We start from the raw sequence: 1,069 nt of genomic DNA on the forward strand, positions 1-1,069 counted from the left end.
CAATACCAATTTGGATAACCGTACTGTGGTTGCTGATTTAATTGTAGAAGCTGATGCTGGCCCTATCGGAAAACGGATTATCAATTGCGGTGATAACACACACAACACGCCATATAAAGCAGGATTAACCACATTACAATCCGGGACTGCCATAATCAGTATGTCATCAGCAAATTATGGTACTATCCTATACATTGCAGCTGGCGCCGCGGATACGTTGTTCTTACGAGCAAAAGCTAATGGTACTTGGGGGGATTGGTTTAGGCTACGCTCAAACCGTGATTCCCAGGGAGGGACTGTGTCTATTACGCCTACTGCTGTAAACCAACCGGCATATAAAACGATAACATTTCCTATGGCTTTCGCAGCTGTCCCATCAGTTACTGTCACCCCGATGACATCGAGTCCAAATATGATATTCGCATCCGTTGCAAATATCACCTCTACAGGTTGCAGGATATATATATCACGGTCAGATGCAGCCCAAGCCGCATCCGTTGCGTGGATTGCCATTATGAGATAATACTTGACTATTGTGTAAAAGCAATCCATGAAACTCCTGGTGCAAAACTCCCGCTGTTGGCATTTGCAACTTTTATCCTAAATCCAGTTGTGGTAATCATAGTGGCCATTGTTGATATATTTCCATAATTGCTTGTAGTCGTGTTGGAATATAGACCGACTATGACCTGAGGTGTTTTAATAAACGGAGCGGGAAAGGTTACATCATATAGAGTAAGGCTATTTCCAGCGCAATCAATAGATTCCACTCTTCCGGCTTGTACATCTAAATCCATGATTACCCTATACCATCTACCCCATGTATTGGTTTTTTTACAAATACAAGGAGCAGTAACGGTACCACCTTCTGGTATACATACTATCGATCCGTAGTTATTACTCCCCATCGTTATAATTGCAAGCCCGCTGTCGATATCAGAAGTCATACCTGATTGATATGGGGTATTGAGTGTATTTGCGTTATAACGTACTATTCGGCGTGTATTGAGCCCGACATTAGCGACCGAAAACAAATCGGTGACCGCTGTACGGTAATCTAAATTGGTAT

The 1,069-nt window shown here is 42.8% G+C and carries 2 protein-coding genes; one reads left to right on the top strand and one right to left on the bottom strand.

Features of this window, described 5'->3' with window-relative positions; all coding sequences use genetic code 11:
* Positions 1-523: H-type lectin domain-containing protein (locus tag LK536_RS58430; RefSeq protein WP_506092292.1), on the top strand; the 523-nt coding region annotated here is incomplete at its 5' end.
* Positions 524-530: 7 nt separating this feature from the next.
* Here the strand turns inward: LK536_RS58430 and LK536_RS58435 are convergent.
* On the bottom strand, positions 531-1,069 hold a 539-nt coding region (locus LK536_RS58435), incomplete at its 5' end, for an H-type lectin domain-containing protein (RefSeq protein WP_506092293.1).

Origin of the sequence: Clostridium pacaense (assembly GCF_020709765.2) — a bacterium.
Lineage (GTDB): Bacteria > Bacillota > Clostridia > Lachnospirales > Lachnospiraceae > Enterocloster > Enterocloster hominis.